Source organism: Pseudomonas sp. RC4D1, from assembly GCF_018390395.1.
GTDB classification, from domain to species: domain Bacteria; phylum Pseudomonadota; class Gammaproteobacteria; order Pseudomonadales; family Pseudomonadaceae; genus Aquipseudomonas; species Aquipseudomonas danubii.
Map to the genome: position 1 here is coordinate 42,154 of NZ_JAHBAW010000003.1, position 14,897 is coordinate 57,050.

Annotated in this window: 11 protein-coding genes and 1 pseudogene; 8 read left to right on the forward strand and 4 right to left on the reverse strand. The window is 66.7% G+C overall.

Going from position 1 to position 14,897, the window contains the following annotated elements:
* Positions 1 to 41: 41 nt before the first annotated feature.
* Positions 42 to 1,664: an acyl-CoA synthetase gene (locus tag KHO49_RS25145; protein WP_110597082.1), complete on the reverse strand. Its 1,623-nt coding sequence runs from the start codon at positions 1,662 to 1,664 to the stop codon at positions 42 to 44.
* A 180-nt stretch (positions 1,665 to 1,844) separates the two neighbouring features.
* On the opposite strand from KHO49_RS25145, the gene KHO49_RS25150 reads away from it, so the two are divergent.
* Positions 1,845 to 3,734 (forward strand): PAS domain-containing sensor histidine kinase, encoded by a 1,890-nt coding sequence (locus tag KHO49_RS25150; RefSeq protein ID WP_213666005.1) that lies wholly within the window; start codon positions 1,845 to 1,847, stop codon positions 3,732 to 3,734.
* Complete coding sequence (locus KHO49_RS25155; RefSeq protein ID WP_102880268.1) at positions 3,731 to 4,366, forward strand: response regulator transcription factor; 636 nt, start codon at positions 3,731 to 3,733, stop codon at positions 4,364 to 4,366. The genes KHO49_RS25150 and KHO49_RS25155 overlap by 4 nt, the downstream gene beginning before the upstream one ends.
* A gap of 3 nt (positions 4,367 to 4,369) precedes the next feature.
* On the opposite strand, the gene KHO49_RS25160 is transcribed toward KHO49_RS25155, so the two are convergent.
* Together KHO49_RS25160 and KHO49_RS25165 are read right to left on the reverse strand one after the other, a co-directional pair.
* Entirely contained in the window at positions 4,370 to 4,966 is a 597-nt protein-coding gene (locus tag KHO49_RS25160; protein WP_213666006.1) for a TetR/AcrR family transcriptional regulator, read from the reverse strand.
* Complete coding sequence (locus KHO49_RS25165; RefSeq protein WP_213666007.1) at positions 4,959 to 5,810, reverse strand: 3-hydroxybutyryl-CoA dehydrogenase; 852 nt, start codon at positions 5,808 to 5,810, stop codon at positions 4,959 to 4,961. The genes KHO49_RS25160 and KHO49_RS25165 overlap by 8 nt, the downstream gene beginning before the upstream one ends.
* A gap of 171 nt (positions 5,811 to 5,981) precedes the next feature.
* Between KHO49_RS25165 and KHO49_RS25170 the strand changes: the two genes are divergently transcribed.
* Positions 5,982 to 6,995 carry an AraC family transcriptional regulator gene (locus tag KHO49_RS25170; RefSeq protein WP_123392688.1) on the forward strand — a complete coding sequence of 338 codons (1,014 nt, stop codon included), beginning with the start codon at positions 5,982 to 5,984 and terminating at the stop codon, positions 6,993 to 6,995.
* A 145-nt stretch (positions 6,996 to 7,140) separates the two neighbouring features.
* Here KHO49_RS25170 and KHO49_RS25175 read toward each other — a convergent pair whose 3' ends face one another.
* On the reverse strand, positions 7,141 to 9,009 hold the full coding sequence (locus KHO49_RS25175) for a sigma-54-dependent Fis family transcriptional regulator (protein WP_213666008.1): 1,869 nt from the start codon (positions 9,007 to 9,009) through the stop codon (positions 7,141 to 7,143).
* 355 nt (positions 9,010 to 9,364) lie between these two features.
* Between KHO49_RS25175 and KHO49_RS25180 the strand changes: the two are divergent.
* The 5 genes and pseudogenes from KHO49_RS25180 (at position 9,365) to KHO49_RS25200 (ending at position 14,883) form a co-directional block, all read left to right on the forward strand.
* A pseudogene (locus KHO49_RS25180) lies at positions 9,365 to 10,440 on the forward strand (ATP-NAD kinase family protein).
* A 2-nt stretch (positions 10,441 to 10,442) separates the two neighbouring features.
* The gene (locus KHO49_RS25185; protein WP_110597089.1) at positions 10,443 to 11,420 is read left to right on the forward strand and encodes a thiamine pyrophosphate-dependent dehydrogenase E1 component subunit alpha; all 978 of its coding nucleotides are present in this window, start codon (positions 10,443 to 10,445) and stop codon (positions 11,418 to 11,420) included.
* Between the two features lie 175 nt (positions 11,421 to 11,595).
* Positions 11,596 to 12,609: an alpha-ketoacid dehydrogenase subunit beta gene (locus KHO49_RS25190; protein ID WP_041117135.1), complete on the forward strand. Its 1,014-nt coding sequence runs from the start codon at positions 11,596 to 11,598 to the stop codon at positions 12,607 to 12,609.
* Positions 12,609 to 13,721: an acetoin dehydrogenase dihydrolipoyllysine-residue acetyltransferase subunit gene (locus tag KHO49_RS25195; RefSeq protein WP_213666009.1), complete on the forward strand. Its 1,113-nt coding sequence runs from the start codon at positions 12,609 to 12,611 to the stop codon at positions 13,719 to 13,721. Before KHO49_RS25190 ends, KHO49_RS25195 begins: the two co-directional genes overlap by 1 nt.
* Before the next feature lie 88 nt (positions 13,722 to 13,809).
* Positions 13,810 to 14,883, forward strand: coding sequence for a 2,3-butanediol dehydrogenase (locus KHO49_RS25200; RefSeq protein WP_249735900.1), 1,074 nt, complete (start codon positions 13,810 to 13,812; stop codon positions 14,881 to 14,883).
* The last annotated feature ends 14 nt before the right edge of the window (positions 14,884 to 14,897 follow it).

Genomic DNA, 14,897 nt, shown 5'->3' on the forward strand with positions numbered 1-14,897 from the left:
GCCCGGCCAGCTCCTACAGGGGCTGGGTCGGTGTATTCAGGCTAGAGGTTTTTCGCCATGTCGCGCAGGACGAACTTCTGGATCTTGCCGGTGGAGGTCTTGGGCAATGTGCTGAAGACCACGGTGCGCGGCACCTTGAAGCCCGCCAGGTGTTCGCGGCAGAAGGCGATGATCTCGGCTTCGCTCACGTCCTGGTGATCGGCCTTGAGGGTGATGAAGGCGCAGGGGGTTTCGCCCCATTTTTCGTCGGGCCGGGCCACCACCGCTGCTTCCAGCACCGCCGGGTGGCGATAGAGCACGCCTTCCAGCTCGATGGTGGAGATGTTCTCGCCGCCGGAAATGATGATGTCCTTGAGTCGGTCGCGGATTTCGATGTAGCCGTCGGGGTGGGTCACCCCCAGGTCGCCGGTATGGAACCAGCCGCCCTCGAAGGCTTCGGCGGTGGCCGTGGGGTTCTTCAGGTAGCCCTTCATCACGGTGTTGCCGCGCATGAAGATCTCGCCGATGGTCTGGCCGTCCCGGGGCATGGGTTCGAGGGTTTTCGGATCGGCCACCATCACCCCTTCCAGGGTCGGGTAGCGCACGCCCTGGCGCGACTTGATCTGCGCCCGCTGCTCCAGCGGCAGCTCGTCCCAGGCCGCGTGCCAGGCACACAGGGTCACCGGACCATAGACCTCGGTCAGGCCGTAGACGTGGGTCACCTTGATGCCCATTTCCTCCACGGCGCCGATCACCTTGGCCGGTGGCGCGGCCCCGGCCACCATGGCGTTGACCGGGTGGTCGATGGCCGCCTTGGCCGAGTCCGGCATGTTCACCAGGGCATTGAGCACGATGGGCGCGCCGCACAGGTGGGTGACCTGATGCTCGCGGATCAGGTTGAGGATCTTCTGCGGGTCGACCCGGCGCAAAAACACATGCACCCCGGCCAGGGCGGTGACGGTCCAGGGGTAGCACCAGCCATTGCAGTGGAACATCGGCAGGGTCCACAGGTACACCGGGTGGTTGCCCATGGCCCAGGTCATCTGGTTGCCCAGGGCATTGAGGTAGGCGCCGCGGTGGTGATAGACCACGCCCTTGGGGTTGCCGGTGGTGCCTGAGGTGTAGTTCAGGGCGATGGCCTGCCACTCGTCGTCCGGCCACTGCCAGGCAAACTCCGGATCGCCCTCGGCGAGAAAGGCCTCGTAGTCCAGATCGCTGACCGGCTGGCCTTCGCCGTATTCCGGGTCGTCAAGGTCGATCACCAGGGGCGGGTGGTCGAGCATGGCCACGGCGGCGTGGATCACCTCATGGAACTCGCGGTCGGCGATCAGCACCTTGGCTTCGCCGTGGGCCAGCATGAAGGCGATGGCCTCGGCGTCCAGGCGCACGTTGAGGGCATTGAGCACGGCGCCGATCATCGGCACGCCAAAATGCGCTTCAAGCATCGCCGGGATGTTCGGCAGCATCACCGCCACCGTGTCGTTCTTGCCGATACCACGCCCGGCCAGGGCCGAGGCCAGACGCCGGCAGCGGCTGTAGGTCTGGGCCCAGGTGCGGCGGATCGAACCGTGGATCACCGCCGGATAATCGGGGTAAACCGCAGCGGTGCGTTCGATGAAGCTCAAGGGGGAGAGGGCGATATGGTTGACGGCAGACGGCGCCAGGCCTTGCTCGTAGATGGACATGGTTCGGGTACCCGGTGGCTGATTATTAGCTCTATTGGCCGAGGCTTTTTACAGGCGCTCGGTGACTTATCCGGGGTCTTTTATATACTGTTTGTCGATTGATATGGAAGTACTACCTGAGTTGTATAGTAGTTGTACTATATTGAATCTTTGCTGTTGCCACCCACAGGTTGATCGACCATGCCCACCTCCACCCACCTGAGCCGCTGGCTGCAGCTCCAGCGTGAAGGCCGCTTGCCGGACTCGCCCTGGCTCGGCCACGACCCGCAACCGAGCCTGCTGCTGGACGCCCGGGCGCAGCCGCTGGACCTCAACCCGGCGCTGCGCCAGTGGCTGGACGATGCGGCCACTGGCGATCTCGCGGCCCTGCTGCCGATCAACCACCCGGCCCTGGTACGGGCCTGCCTGGAGCAGCAGCGCGCCATCGAACAGGTGGAGGCCCAGTGGGGCGAACGCATCCTGCTCTGGAGCTTTATCCCTGACCCGCACCGGCAGCGGGTATTGGCCCGCTGCCAAGAGGCCACGACCCAGGTCCAGGCCGAGCGCGAGTCGGCCAGGGCCCGGCGCCTGTATCGGCTGATCACCGAAAACACCACCGACCTGATTTCCCGGCACACCCCGGACGGCACCTTCCTCGACGCCTCGCCGGCGTCCTGGACCCTGTTGGGCTACTGGCCGGAACAACTGCGCGGCCTGCTGGCCCGCAGCCTGTTCCACAGTCAGGATCTGGCCGGGCTGATGCAGCGCACTCAGGACGCCCTGGAGCAGGACGGCTACCACACCATGACCTACCGCATCCGCCATCGCGACGGTCATTACCTGTGGTTCGAAACCGCCTGCCGCGGCATCCGCGACACCTACACCGGGACCGTGGTGGAAGTGGTGGCGGTGTCCCGGGACATCACCGCCCGGGTCCAGGCCGAGGAGAACAAGCGGCGCCTGGCCGAAGTGGTGGAAGCCAACCCCGACCCGGTGCTGTTCATCCAGCCCGGCGGCGCGGTGACCTACCTCAACCCGGCCGCGCGGCGCACCCTGGGGCTCGGGGCCGATCAGGCGATGCCCAGCCTGGCCTCGATACTCAGCACCGAAGTGCTGGACAGCCTGCAACGTGAGGGCTGGGAGCGCGCCGAGCGCAGCGGCCGCTGGAGCGTCGAGACGCGCCTGCAACCCCCGGCCGGCGGCGGTTCGGTGCCGGTATCGCTGATGCTCCTGGCCCATCGCGCCGCCAGCGGCGAGCGTTTCTATTCCCTGGTGGCCCACGACCAGAGCGAGCGCGAACTGCGCGAGGCCCAGCAGCGCCATCACCAGGACGAACTGGCCCACACGGCGCGTCTGGTGACCCTGGGCGAACTGGCCTCGGGCATCGCCCACGAGATCAACCAGCCCCTGGCGGCGGTGGTCAATTACGCCAATGCCAGCCAGCGCTACTTGCAGGCCCTGGACACTCAGCCCGACGCCGCCCGCAAGGTCGCCCAGGGCCTGGAGCGGATCGCCGAACAGGCGACCCACGCCGCCGAAGTGATCAAGCGCCTGCGGGCCTTTCTGCGCAAGGGCGGGCGCCGGGTGCAGGCCCTGGACCTCGCCGAAGTGGCCCGGGAAACCGTGCGCCTGTGCGCCTGGGAAGCCCAGGCCAGCCAGGTGACGATCGACTTGCAGCTGGCGGATAATCTGCCGCCGGTGTACGCCGACCGGGTGCTGCTGGAACAGGTGCTGCTGAACCTGCTGCGCAACGCCATCGAAGCCAATCGCGAAGTGCATCCACAGCAAGGCTCGCACATTGTGCTGGGTGCCGAAGCGGCGGCCGAGGGCGGGGTGCGGATCAGCGTCAGCGACCAGGGCCCCGGGGTGTCTGCCGAGCAGTTGCCCCAGCTGTTCACCCCGTTCTACACCAGCAAGGCCAACGGCCTGGGGCTCGGACTGTCCATGAGCCGCAGCATCGTCGAAGGCTTTGGTGGCGACTTGCAGGCTCAGCTCCAGGAGCGTGGCTTGACGATGTGCTGCCACCTGCCGGCCACGGCCCCGGCCGATCCCGATTCAGCTTCCCACCCGACAACAGGAGCAAGGCAATGACAAGTGAGGCGCAGCAGCTGGTGTACGTGGTCGACGACGACCCGGGCATGCTCGACTCCACCGTCTGGCTCCTGGAGTCGGTGGGCCTCAAGGCGCTGCCGTTCACCAGCGGCCGCGAGTTTCTCGAACACTGCGACCCCAGCCTCAATGCCTGCGTGCTGCTGGATGTGCGCATGCCCGGCATGGGCGGGCTGAATGTTCAGGAAGAGTTGCGCCAGCGCGATATCCACCTGCCGCTGATCTTTGTCAGCGGCCACGCCGACGTGCCCATCGTGGTCCGCGCCTTCAAGGCCGGGGCGGTGGATTTCATCGAGAAGCCCTACAACGAACAGCTGCTGCTGGACAGCGTGCAGCAGGCCCTGAGCCGCGCCGACCGCCATCAGCACCAGAGCGCCGGGCAGGCCCGGGTGCAAGGTTTGCTGGAGAGCCTGACGCCACGGGAGAAGGACGTGTTGCTGCCGCTGGTGCAGGGCTATAGCAACCGCGAGATCGCCGAGCAACTGGGGGTCAGCATCAAGACCATCGATCTGTACCGCTCACGGGTGATGAAGCGCATGCAGGCCGAGCACCTGCCGCAGCTGGTGGGCATGGCGATTGCCGCCGGGCTGGTGGACCCGCTACAACTGCGCTGAGGCTCAGGCCACCGCGCTGTGCAGCGGCGCGCCACCCAGCAGGCGCTCGATGGCGCCGCTGAGCAGGTTTTCCAGCAGCGCTTCGCGTTCACGCTCGGCCAGCGGTTGCTCGCTGAACCAGCTGGGGGCGCTGTTGAGCAGGTTGGCCAGGGCATGGGCGGCGGCGCGCTGGGCTTGCGGACCTAGACCGGGCGGGGTGCCCAGCAGTTGCAGCAGCTGTTGCTCGTAACGCTCGCGCAATTGCCCGACCCGCAACTGCTGGTCGGGATTGAGGCAGCCGCTGTCGCGCTCCACCAGACGAAAATGCCGCGGCAATTCCCGGTGCAGCTTCAAGTGGGCGCGGATCAGCGCCGGCAGGCAGTCACCCTGCATCTTGCGCCGTTGCAGGCGCTTGAGGGTGCTGTGCAGCTCATCGAAGAACTCTTCGATCAGGTCCAGCAGCAGGTGCTGCTTGCTCGGGTAATGGTGGTACAGCGAGCCCGGGGTCAGCCCCAGATGGCTCGCCAGCTCACGCATGCCGACCTGGCCGAAGCCCTTGCTGGCGAACAGCTCCAGGGCCTTGTCGCGGCTGTCGGCAAAGCGTGAGCAGCGCTCAGCCATAGGTATGGAAACCCCGACCGGTCTTGCGCCCCAGGTAGCCGGCGGCAACCATTTCCTTGAGCAGCGGCGCGGGGCGGTACTTGCTGTCGTTGAAGCCGTCGTAGAAGGCTGCAAGGATCGCCAGCAGGGTGTCCAGGCCGATCAGGTCGGCCAGGGCCAGCGGGCCGATGGGCTGGTTGCAGCCCAGGCGCATGCCGGCGTCGATGTCCTCGGCGCTGGCCAGGCCTTCCTGGAACACCAGGATCGCCTCGTTGATCATCGGCACCAGGATGCGGTTGACCACAAACCCCGGGCGGTTGCCGGCGGTGATCGCGGTCTTGCCCAGGCGCTCGGCCATGTTCATGGCCAGGGCGTGGGTCGCGTCGCTGGTCTGCAGGCCGCGGATCACCTCGATCAGGCCCATCACCGGCACCGGGTTGAAAAAATGCAGGCCGATAAAGCGCTCCGGCGCGCTGACGCTGGCCGCCAGCTGGGTGATCGACAGCGACGAGGTGTTGGAGGCAATCACGCACTCGGCGCTGACCTGGGCGGCGATCTGCTGCAGCACCTTGAGCTTGAGGCCGAGGTTCTCGGTGGCGGCTTCGATCACCAGTTGCGCGTCCTTGAGCACGCTGTAGTCGGTGCTGATGCGGATCTTGTCCAGGGCGGCGCGCTTGTCGTCTTCGCTCAAGGTGCCTTTGCTCACCTGACGGTCGAGGTTCTTGCCGATGGTGGCCAGGGCTTTTTCCAGGGCGCCCTGGGCGATGTCCAGCAGGGTCACGTCGAAGCCCGCCTGGGCGCAGACCTGGGCGATGCCGTTGCCCATGGTGCCGGCGCCGATCACCCCGATATTTGCAAGATTCATCTTCAGCTCTTCCTTTGTTCATGGCCTTCGCGGAGCATGGCGCGGTTGCCTTGCCCTGCGGGTTATCCAGCGCGAGTCTAGAGCCGCACACGGTGGCCGGCCTATGCCGAAAGCGGTCAAGGGTGCTGGCGTTTTTTGCCATAGGTCCAGCTACGGGAGCACAGCCTCTACATGCGTGAAACGGATTCGGTCGCGGTCTATTTTGTCCGGGTGATGACCCACGCCCTGCGCCAGCAGCCGCAGCGGCTGGCGGCGGTACTGAGGGAGGCCGGCATCGACCCGGCGCTGCTCGACCAGCCCCGGGCGCGGGTGCCCGGCAGCGCCTTTGCCGCGCTGTGGCTGATCCAGATCCGCGAGTTGCAGGACGAATTCTTCCAGCTCGACTCCCGGGGCATGCCGCCGGGGGCTTTCGCCCTGATCTGCCGCGGGCTGATCCAGGAGCCCAACCTGGAAAAGGCCCTGCGCCAGTGCCTGAACAACTTTGGCCTGTTTTTACGGGACGTCGGCGCCAGCCTCAGCCTGCGGGGCAAGCGCGCGGTGATCAGCCTGGACAGCCGCTGCGACGATCCGCTGCGCAGCCATTACGCCGAGGAAACCCTGCTGGTGCTGATCATCAGCCTGTTGTGCTGGCTCGGCGGGCGGCGGATACCCATCGACCGCGCTGATTTTCGTCATTCACGCCTGAGCCTCAGCGACGACCCGCTGCTGTGGGGCAGCAACCTGACCTGGAACGCCGGGCGCACCGAGATCGAATTTGCCAGCCGCTTTTTGCGCCTGCCGGTGGTCCAGGATTTGGCCTCGCTCAAGGTGTTCCTGCGCAGCGCCCCGCAGTGGCTGGTGATCCGCTTTCGCAACCAGCACGGCCTGACCCGCCAGGTGCACCAACGCCTGCGCAGCTGCCACTACAGCCAGTGGCCGACCCTGGAAGCCTTCGCCCGCGAAGTGCAGATGAGCGCCAGCACCCTGCGCCGGCGCCTGGAGCGCGAGGGCGGCTCCTATCAAGAGATCAAGGACGAAGTACGCCGCGGCGTGGCCGTCGAACTGCTACGCCGCACCAGCGTCAGCATCAGCGAGATTGCCGAACTCACCGGCTTCCAGGAGCCCAGCGCCTTCCACCGCGCGTTCAAGAAATGGACCGGCGAAAGCCCCGGGCGCTACCGCGCCCGCCTCAACCCCACCCTGTAGCCGCTGCCGCAGGCTGCGCACGGCTCCGCAGGAGACGCGGGGATTTTGAAGGCGCTGAAGATTCGGCGGGAGATCGCCAAGCAAGGCCCTGCGGGCCTTTGCGCAGCTTCGCGGGCTCAGCAGCGGCTACAGGTTTTCATTGGGGTTAGACCGGGCTGCGGCCGGGCATCTGGATGCCGTGCTGCTGCACGCGGCGGTACAGGGTGGCGCGGGAGATGCCCAGGGCCTTGGCCGCCGCGACGGGTTTCCAGCGGTGGCGCACCAGGGCATCCAGCAGGGCCTGGCGCTCGGGGCTGGTGGCGGTTTCCAGGGCGGGCAGGGCGCCTTCGGCGGCTGTGCCGCGCAGTTGTTCTGGCAAGTCATGCAGTTGGATCAGCGGCCCTTCGCATACGGCGCAGGCGTAGCGCAGCACGTGGCGCAATTGCCGCACGTTGCCCGGCCAGCGGTAGCCCAGCAGGCATTCCAACGCCGCATTGCCCAGTTGCACCGGCGCGCCGCAGCGCTTGGATTCTTCTTCGACAATCTGTGTGATCAGTGCCAGCCGGTCGCTGCGTTCGCGCAGCGGCGGCAGCTGAAAGCGCGCGCCACCGAGGCGGAAATACAGGTCTTCGCGAAAGCTGCCCTCGGCCACCAGCGCTTCCAGGTCGCGGTGGGTGGCGCAGATCACCTGGATATCCACCGCCTTGCGCTGCGCGGCCCCCAGCGGCGCCACTTCACCCTCGGCCAGCACCCGCAGCAGGCGGGTCTGCAAGGCCAGGGGCATGTCGCCGATTTCATCGAGGAACAGGGTGCCGCCATCGGCCTGTTGCAGTAGCCCCTGCATGCCCTTGCTCGAGGCACCGGTAAAGGCTCCGGCGACATAGCCGAACAGCTCGCTCTCGATCAGGTTCTCGGGAATCGCCGCGCAGTTCACCGCGACAAAGGGCCGGTCCCGACGTTGGCTGGCCTGGTGCAGCTGGCGGGCGAAGACTTCCTTGCCGGAGCCGGTCTCGCCCTGGATCAGCACCGGTAAATGCCGGTCCTTGACCCGCACCGCCAGGCGCAGGCTCTGTTCCACTCGCGGGTCCAGCGGTTCGCCGGCCAGGCTCAGGCGCGGGCGACTCTGGGGCCGGCGCGGCGCCTGCAAGCGGCCGTGCAGCTCGGCGGACAGCGGGCACAGGGCTTCGTCCCGGGCGCGCTGCAACAGCTGCGGGTCGAACACCTGGGTGATGTGCTGCGGCAAGCGGCCATAGCGGCGCAGCAGGTAATGGCGCGCCGCCGGGTTCAGGGCCCGCAGGCAACCCTCGTCGTCCCAGGCCAGCAGGTAATCGGGCTGGCTGTCGACATAGCCCGGGCTGGCATGGACCCGCAGCACCCAGTAGCCCTGGGCGCTGTTCATGAAGAACGCCTGTTCGATCTCCCGCGCGCTCTGCACCACCATCTGCCGGATCAGGTGCTGGGAACGGCGGTCATCCGGGGAGCGCACCGCCGACACGTCCAGCACCCCCAGCAGCTCGCCCTGGGGGTCGAACACCGGCGCGGCGGAGCAGGTCAGGCCGATGAAGGCGGCGCGGAAATGGTCGCGCTTGTGCACGGTGATCGGCGTGCGCGCGGTGAGCACCGCCGCCACGCCGCAGGTGCCTTCTTCACCCTCCGACCAGCAGGTGCCCAGGTACAGCCCGGCCTTGCGGCAGTCGTTGCGCAAGGTGGATTCCACCCGGTAGTCGATGGTCTGGCCCTGGGCGTCGGTGAGCAGCACGCAGTAGTCGGCGTCGCGCACCCGGCCATGCAGGCGCGCCACTTCTTCGCTGGCAATGCGCAGGAACAGCTCGGAGCGCTCACGGCATTCCTTGAGCACGTTCTCGGACAGGATGCGCGGCCCCTGCAGCGAGCCGGGGTCCAGCTGGTGCTGCTCCATGGAGCGCCGCCAGGAATCGAGGATCAGGCTCGGCACCGGCGCCTGGGGCAGGTGCGCGGCGTTTTTCAGGACCCGGCTGACGCAGTCCACATGGGCTTTGGAATGTGCGGAAAGCATGAAGGCCTCCGGTTGCAGCTTCTTATCGTTGTCGGCGCATTAAGCGCCGATCCGCCGCCCTCGACAAGCACCGAACGCCGCCGGGACGGCAGTGAGACGCAACGTCTCAAGGTCTCGCCCAGGCCCCGTGCAGCCTGACATGCAACGTCTCACGGGCGGCTGGCTTCAACGCGCCGCAGCAAGCACGTCAGCCGCTCTGGAACAGCCTTTTGCAGAGGTTTTCCGACACCTGGCACCGGCCTTGCTCTGGCCCTTGGCAACCAGTCTCCGGCAACCCGCGTCGACTGGCCCATCGAAGAATAAGAACGAGGTGCCCGATGTTTTCTCCTGCCTGTGCTCCGCCCGCGGTGAGCCCATGAACCGCCGCCCCCTGACCGTTGGCATTATCGCCAACCCGGCCTCGGGCCGTGATGTGCGCCGCCTCACCGCCAACGCCGGGCTGTTCTCCAGCACCGACAAGGTCTCGGTGATCCAGCGTCTGCTGGCGGCCTTTGGCGCCACTGGCATCACCCAGGTGCTGATGCCCACCGACATGACCGGAATCGCCGCCGCGGTGCAGAAAAACAGCCGCAGCCGCCAGGCCCGGGAGCAGCACTGGCCGGCCTTGGAGTTCCTCGACCTGACCCTGCGCCAGAGCGTCGAGGACACCCGTCAGGCCGCGCGCTGGATGGCCGAGCGCGAGGTGTCGCTGATCGCCGTGCTCGGTGGCGACGGCACCCACAAGGCGGTGGCCGCCGAGGTCGGTGACATTCCGCTGCTGACCCTGTCCACCGGCACCAACAACGCCTTTCCGGAACTGCGCGAAGCCACCAGCGCCGGGCTTGCCGGCGGGCTCTACGCCAGCGGCCGGGTGCCCGCCGAGATCGCCCTGCGGCGCAACAAGCGGCTGCTGGTGCGCGAGCCGTCCCGTGGCCTGTGCGAAGTGGCCCTGGTGGACGTGGCGGTGTCGCCCCTGGCCTTTGTCGGCGCCCGGGCCATCAGCCGCGCCAGCGATCTGGCCGAGGTCTTCGTGACCTTCGCCGAGCCCCAGTCCATCGGCATTTCCGCCCTTTGCGGGCTGTGGCTGCCGGTGACTCGCCAGGAACCCCACGGCGCCTGGATGCGCCTGGACCCGCAATCCCCCGAAGCGCTGCTGGTGCCCCTGGCCCCCGGCCTGCTGCAGGGCTGCGGCGTGCTGGAGTCCGGTTACCTGCAACCCAACGAGCCCCAGCCGCTGTGCCTGAGCGCCGGCACCCTGGCCCTGGATGGCGAGCGCGAGATCGAATTCAACCCCCACGACCGGCCCACGGTCACCCTGGATGCCGGCGGCCCGCTGAGCATCGACGTCAACGCGGTCCTGGCACACGCGGCGCGCCAGCGCCTGCTGGCCATCGACCGCGATCACCGGCAACACCCCGTGAACCTTCAGTCCGAAGACACCCTGGAGAATAAAAATGTCGACACCCCTGACCACTGACCAGTTGCTCCACGCCTACCGGGTAATGCGCACCATCCGCGCATTCGAAGAACGCCTGCACGTGGAATTCGCCACCGGCGAGATCCCCGGTTTCGTCCACCTCTACGCCGGGGAAGAAGCCTCCGCCGCCGGGGTCATGGCCCACCTGCGGGACGATGACTGCATCGCCTCCAACCACCGCGGCCACGGCCATTGCATCGCCAAGGGCGTGGACGTCTTTGGGATGATGGCGGAGATCTACGGCAAGAAGACCGGGGTCTGCCAGGGCAAGGGCGGCTCCATGCACATCGCCGATTTCGAGAAGGGCATGCTCGGCGCCAACGGCATCGTCGGTGCCGGGGCGCCGCTGGTGGTGGGCGCGGCCCTGGCCGCCAGGCTGCAAGGCACCGACGGCGTGTCGGTGGTGTTCTTCGGCGACGGCGGTTCCAACGAAGGCGCGGTGTTCGAGGCCATGAACATGGCCTCGGTGTGGAACCTGCCGTGCCTGTTCATTGCCGAGAACAACGGCTACGCCGAGGCCACTGCGTCCAACTGGTCGGTGGCTTGCGATCACATCGCCGACCGCGCCGCCGGTTTCGGCATGCCCGGGGTGACGGTGGACGGCTTTGATTTCTTCGCCGTGCACGAAGCTGCCGGCGCCGCCGTAGAGCGCGCCCGGGCCGGGGAGGGGCCGTCGCTGATCGAGGTCAAGCTGACCCGCTACTACGGCCACTTCGAGGGCGACGCCCAGACCTACCGCGCCCCGGATGAGGTCAAGCATTACCGCGAGCACAACGACTGCCTGATGCAGTTCCGCGAACGCACCACCCGTTCGGGCCTGGTGCAGGCCAGCCAGCTGGAGCAGATCGATGCCGACGTGGAAGCGCTGATCGAAGACGCGGTGCGCAAGGCCAAGTCCGACCCCAAACCGAGCCCCGCCGACCTGCTCAGCGACGTGTACGTCGCTTACCCATAAGAACCTGCTCACGATCTGCTGCGCTTAGCTCATGCGGCGTTAAAAATGGCTTCGAAATGCTCATTTAGGGCCCTAAATTCCGCTTTCTCAGCCATTTTTGCCTTGCCTGAGCGTCGCTCGCTAGATCGTGAACAGGTTCTACAGCCTCCTCCAAGAACAACAAGAGACCACCATCATGGCGAGAAAAATCAGTTACCAGCAGGCCATCAACGAAGCCCTGGCCCAGGAAATGCGGCGCGACCCCAGCGTGTTCATCATGGGTGAAGACGTGGCGGGCGGTGCCGGCGCCCCCGGCGACAACGACGCCTGGGGCGGTGTGCTCGGGGTGACCAAGGGCCTCTACCATCAATTCCCCGGACGGGTGCTGGACACACCGCTGTCGGAAATCGGCTACGTCGGTGCCGCGGTCGGCGCCGCCACCCGTGGCGTGCGCCCGGTGTGCGAGCTGATGTTCGTCGACTTCGCCGGCTGCTGCCTGGACCAGATCCTCAATCAGGCGGCGAAGTTTCGCTACATGTTCGGCGGCAAGGCCCAGACTCCGCTGGTGATCCGCACCATGGTCGGCGCCGGCCTGCGCGCTGCGGCCCAGCACTCGCAGATGCTGACCTCGCTGTGGACCCACATCCCCGGGCTGAAAGTGGTCTGCCCCTCGTCGCCCTACGACGCCAAGGGTCTGCTGATCCAGGCCATCCGCGACAACGACCCGGTGATCTTCTGCGAGCACAAAATGCTCTACAGCCTGCAGGGCGAAGTGCCGGAAGAGTCCTACGCGATTCCCTTCGGCGAGGCCAACTTCCTGCGCGACGGCAAGGACGTGACCCTGGTGTCCTACGGGCGCACGGTGAACACCGCCCTGGACGCGGCGCGCAGCCTGGCCGGGCGCGGCATCGATTGCGAGGTGATCGACCTGCGCACCACCAGCCCGCTGGATGAAGACAGCATCCTGGAAAGCGTGGAGAAGACCGGGCGCCTTGTGGTGATCGACGAAGCCAACCCGCGCTGCTCCATGGCCACCGACATCTCGGCCCTGGTGGCGCAAAAAGCCTTCGCCTCCCTCAAGGCGCCGATCGAAATGGTCACCGCGCCCCATACGCCCGTGCCGTTCTCCGACGCCCTGGAAGACCTGTACATCCCCGACGCGGCGAAGATCGAAAAAGCCGTGCTCACTGTGATCGAGTGGAGCCGCTGATGAGCCAGATCCATACCCTGACCATGCCCAAGTGGGGCCTGTCGATGACCGAGGGCCGGGTCGATGCCTGGCTCAAGGAAGAAGGCCAGAGCATCAGCAAGGGCGATGAAGTGCTGGACGTGGAGACCGACAAGATCTCCAGCAGCGTCGAGGCGCCGTTCTCCGGCATCCTGCGTCGGCAGATCGCCCGCCAGGACGAGACCCTGGCGGTGGGCGCGCTGCTGGGCATCGTGGTCGAAGGCGAAGCCAGCGACGCCGAGATCGACGCGGTGATCGAGCAGTTCCAGGCCAGCTTCGTGCCCGGCGACAGCGCCGACGAAGACAGCGGCCCGGCGCCGCAGAAGGTCGAACTGGGCGGCCGGCTGATCCGCTATTTCGAGCGCGGTGAAGGTGGTACGCCGCTGGTGCTGGTGCACGGCTTTGGCGGCGACCTCAACAACTGGCTGTTCAACCACGAAGCCCTGGCTGCCGGGCGCCGGGTGATTGCCCTCGACCTGCCGGGCCACGGCGAATCGACCAAAGCCCTGCAACGCGGCGACCTCGACGAATTGAGCGAAGTGCTGCTGGCATTACTGGATCACCTGGAGATTCCCGTGGCCCATCTGGTCGGCCATTCCATGGGCGGCGCGGTGTCCCTCAACACCGCGCGGCTGGCGCCGGACCGCGTGCGCACCCTGACCCTGATCGGCAGCGCCGGGCTGGGCGCTGAGATCAACGGCGACTACCTGCAAGGCTTCGTCGAGGCCAGCAACCGCAATGCGCTGAAGCCGCAGCTGGTGCAGCTGTTCTCCAATGCCGAGCTGGTGAACCGGCAGATGCTCGACGACATGCTCAAGTACAAGCGCCTGGAAGGGGTGCAAGCGGCCCTCGGGCAACTGGCCGGCAAGCTGTTCGCCGATGGCCGCCAGCAGGCCGACCTGCGCCCGGTGGTGCAGGACGGCGCACAGCCGGTGCTGGTGATCTGGGGCAGTGACGACCGGATCATTCCGGCGAGCCACAGCGCCGATCTCAAGGCGCAGATCGAGGTGCTGCCGGGGCAGGGGCACATGTTGCAGATGGAAGCGGCGGAGCAGGTCAACCGCCTGATCCTCGACTTTATCCGCCAGCACTGAGGTGTGCTGCGGCGGCCAGGGGGCCGTCGCAGCTCTACAAGAATATGGAGAAGCCAAGATGAGTGTTTCCCTCAAATCCGTTCCGAGCATGCGCGCCGCGGTCTGGCACGGCCGCCACGATATCCGCGTCGAAGATGTACCGCTGCCCGACGCGCCGCCCGCCGGCTGGGTGCAGATTCGCGTCGACTGGTGCGGCATCTGCGGTTCCGACCTGCACGAATACGTGGCCGGGCCGGTGTTCATTCCGGTGGACGCGCCGCATCCGCTGACCGGGATCAAAGGCCAGTGCATCCTCGGCCACGAGTTCTGCGGCGAGATCGTTGCCCTGGGCGAAGGGGTCCAGGGTTTCAGCCTCGGTCAGCCGGTGGCCGCCGACGCCTGCCAGCACTGTGGCACCTGCTACTACTGCACCCACGGCCTGTACAACATCTGCGAAAACCTGGCCTTTACCGGGCTGATGAACAACGGTGCCTTCGCTGAATTGGTCAACGTGCCGGCCAACCTGCTGTACGCCTTGCCGGCCAACTTTCCCGCCGAGGCCGGAGCGCTGATCGAGCCGCTGGCGGTGGGCATGCACGCGGTGAAAAAAGCCGACAGCCTGCTGGGGCAGAACGTGGTGGTGGTCGGCGCTGGCACCATCGGCCTGTGCACCATCATGTGCGCCAAGGCCGCAGGTGCGGCCCAGGTGATTGCCCTGGAAATGTCCGGCGCGCGCAAGGCCAAGGCTCGGGAAGTGGGCGCCACCCACGTGCTCGATCCCAAGGAATGCGACGCCCTGGCCGAGGTCAAGCGCCTGACCGGCGGATTGGGCGCCGATGTCAGCTTTGAGTGCATCGGCAACAAGCACACCGCCAAGCTGGCCATCGACCTGATCCGCAAAGCCGGCAAATGCGTGCTGGTGGGGATCTTCGAAGAGCCCAGCGAGTTCAACTTCTTCGAACTGGTGGCCACCGAGAAAACGGTGCTGGGGGCCCTGGCCTACAACGGTGAATTCGCCGATGTGATCGCCTTTATCGCTGATGGCCGGCTGGACATCGCGCCGCTGGTGACCGGGCGCATCCAGCTGGAAGAGATCGTTGGCCGGGGCTTTGAGGAACTGGTCAACAACAAGGAACACAACGTCAAGATCATCGTTTCCCCCGGTCAGTTGCGACGCTCGTAAGCGAGCGATTTGGC